This is a genomic window from Bacillota bacterium, from assembly GCA_012842395.1.
Lineage (GTDB): Bacteria > Bacillota > SHA-98 > UBA4971 > UBA4971 > UBA6256.
Window position 1 is genome coordinate 1 of record DUSX01000016.1, and the last position, 3,218, is coordinate 3,218.

Annotated in this window: 2 protein-coding genes; both read left to right on the top strand. The window is 60.5% G+C overall.

The genetic code is table 11. The features are described from left to right. Positions 1 to 48 precede the first annotated feature (48 nt). Entirely contained in the window at positions 49 to 1,794 is a 1,746-nt protein-coding gene (locus GX515_05060; GenBank protein HHY32387.1) for an SWF/SNF helicase family protein, read from the top strand. After that, positions 1,791 to 3,218, top strand: a 1,428-nt coding sequence (locus GX515_05065; GenBank protein HHY32388.1) for a type II DNA modification enzyme, incomplete at its 3' end; no start/stop codon positions are given. The genes GX515_05060 and GX515_05065, both read left to right, overlap by 4 nt.

Genomic DNA, 3,218 nt, shown 5'->3' on the forward strand with positions numbered 1-3,218 from the left:
GACGGGAATCTCCATCGGCAGCGCGTCCGATGGTGGTCCGCTCTAGCGATGTTACGGTCGCTGGGATCGAGCCCCGCGGCGGCTGCGGCCACGCTGCGTACCCGCGCAGCTGCGGCAGATACCGAAACCGCTGAGGAGGCCGACGAAATTGGACAGCGCACGGTGTTCGACATGGATGTGGTCGAGCAGGCGGAAATCATTGATATAGCCCCTGGGGGAGATCCCGGTGATGAGCTTGGTGACGCGCCGGGCGATAGCTCTCACCACCGGCGCCGGTTGCTTGATATGGCCCGCGAGGCTGAGCGGCTCGCGGGCGAGGCCGATCCCAAGCTCTTGGGGGCAGTTCAACTCGTGCGGGAACTTGTCGAGGATGGGTATCATCCAGTAGTGTTCTGTCGGTTCATTCCTACTGCTGATTACGTGGCAAATGAGTTGCGCACGCGGCTTCCTTCGGATGTTGCGGTCATATCGGTCACGGGTGAGCTTCCGCCGGCAGAAAGGGAGGCCCGCGTACTGGAGCTCGCGCATTCTCCCAGGCGGGTTTTGGTAGCCACAGACTGCCTCAGCGAGGGCATTAACCTTCAGGAGCACTTCGACGCCATCATGCATTATGACCTCTCGTGGAACCCCACGCGTCATGAGCAACGCGAGGGTAGGGTGGATCGTTACGGCCAGCGTAAACCCACCGTGCGCGTCGTCACATATTACGGAGCCAACAATCCTGTTGACGGAATCGTCCTGGATGTCCTCTTGCGTAAGCACAAGACCATTCGGACCTCCCTCGGGATTTCCGTTCCTGTGCCGCTAGATACGAACACTGTAGTGGAGGCTATTCTGGAAGGCCTGCTGTTGCGTGGACGGGGGAATGGCGGCCAGGGTCAGCTTGTGCTGCCCGGGTTTGAGGGTGTGGTCGCCCCCAAGAAGCAGGAGTTGTATAGTGAATGGGAAAATACGGCTGACCGGGAGAAGCGTTCGCGAACGGTGTTTGCGCAGGAATCGATAAAGACGGACGAAGTGGCCCGGGAGTTGAATGAGGCCCGCAAGGCGGCAGGGGGCCCGGCTGATGTAGCCTCTTTCGTAGTCGACTCCCTCCGGGCTCACGGCGCTGCGATTACCCAGAAGGGTGGTGTCGTCCATTTCGACCTGCGCGGCGTGGACGGCGTGTTGCGGGACTCGCTGCGCAGAGCGGCTGGCGTGGATGATTCACTGGATGCTTGCTTTGAGATGCCTGCGCCCGGCGAGGCGGTGTACCTGTCTCGGACCCATCCATTTGTTGAGACACTTGCTTCCCATGTGATGGATGCAGCTCTGGACACCCAGGCTCGCGGCGTCGCGCGGCGGGCGGGCGCCATCCGCACGTTTTCAGTGACGCGCCGCACTACTCTCCTATTGATGAGATTTCGTTTCGATATCGTCACGCGCCGAGATGGGCACGTGCACTCACAGCTTGCGGAAGAATGCAGGATCCTTGGGTTCGTTGGCTCTCCCGATCACCCGGAGTGGTTGGATGACAAGGAGGCGGAGAGGCTCCTTGGCGCGGAACCGTCGGCCAATATCCTTCCTGACCAAGCCGAAGAGGCGGTACGCAGAGTGGTGGAGGCGGTTGACACGCTGCGTCCTCACTTCGAAGGAAAGGCTCGTGAGAGAGCCGCAACTCTCCTGGACGCACATCGCCGCGTGCGCCAGGCTGCACGCATGAGAGGCACGACCTACGAAGTTGAGCCGAAGCTTCCTCCGGACGTTCTTGGGATCTATGTTTATCTGCCGGTCCCGGCAGGGGTGAGAGGCACATGAGCCGTTTCAATGGGGTTTTCGCCACCGTCCGCACTGAAGGCGGACTCTTGCCTGCGGACCTTCTAGCACGCATTGCCGCCGGCGACAAGGAGCTTGATGGACTGACGCCTGACGATTACCACCTGGCGCAAGGCGAGCGCATCAACGAGGTCATCATCCGGTCCTGGAACCGCCTTGTCGCAGCATGGAACGGATTTCGTTCTGCGATTTCGAAACTTCCGCCAGGGGATCCTGGTACCTCAGTTACGCGCGAACGGTGGCTCCTCATCCTATTCCAGGAGCTTGGCTACGGCCGCCTCGCTGCCGCGCACGGCTTGGAGATCGAAGGCAAGCCGTACCCGATTTCGCATCTGTGGCAGAAGGTTCCCATCCATCTTGTCGGCGTTGGTGTAGACCTAGACCGCCGCACGGCGGGTGTGGCCGGTGCGGCGCGAACGAGCCCTCACGGATTGGTGCAAGAGTACTTGAATCGCAGCAAGGATCACCTTTGGGGATTTGTCTCGAACGGGCTGCGGCTGCGGCTCCTCCGGGATAACGCCAGCCTTACCCGTCAGGCGTACGTGGAGTTCGATCTCGAAGCCATGATGGAAAGCCAGGCCTATGCCGACTTTGCGCTGTTGTGGCTTCTCTGCCATGAGTCACGAGTAGACAACGGGGAGCGCCCGGAGGACTGTTGGCTGGAACGGTGGATGGGGTTCGCACGAGAACAGGGTACCCGTGCCTTGGACAACCTGCGTGCCGGCGTGGAGCAAGCCATCACCGCCCTGGGGAGAGGGTTTCTGGCACATCCTGGCAACGCGGACCTTCTGCGCCGCCTGCGGGCAGGCGAGTTGTCGACACAGGACTACTACCGTCAGCTTTTACGCCTGGTATACCGGCTCATATTCCTTTTCGTCGCCGAGGATAGAGGGCTCCTCCTGGACCCACACGCGCCAGCACCGGCCCACCAGCGTTACCTGCGTTATTACGCCGCGTCGCGCCTACGCCGTTTGGCTGAGCGCGTACGTGGCACGCGTCATTCTGACCTCTATCGTTCATTGCGCATTGTCATGGAGAAGCTGGGAAGCGACATCGGCTGCCCTGAGCTGGGTCTGCCGGCTTTGGGAAGTTTCCTCTGGTCTCGTGCGGCGATCGCGGACTTGGCCGAGTCCGACATTGCCAACTGCGATCTCCTGGAGGCCGTACGCGCTCTCTCCTTTACAGTACAAGACGGGGTGCGTCGGGTGGTTGATTACAAGAATCTCGGTTCTGAGGAGTTGGGCAGCGTCTATGAGTCTCTCCTAGAATTGCACCCAGAAGTCAACGCGGATGCTGCCACCTTTGATCTTAGAGTTGTTTCGGGGCACGAACGCAAGACAACGGGTTCTTACTATACCCCATCAAGCCTGATCCAGTCTTTGCTGGATTCGGCTCTTGACCCAGTC

Bases quoted from the DNA above. Each gene is read 5' to 3' on its own strand.
- GX515_05060 (HHY32387.1), top strand. From the start codon at position 49: ATGTTACGGTCGCTGGGATCGAGCCCCGCGGCGGCTGCGGCCACGCTG.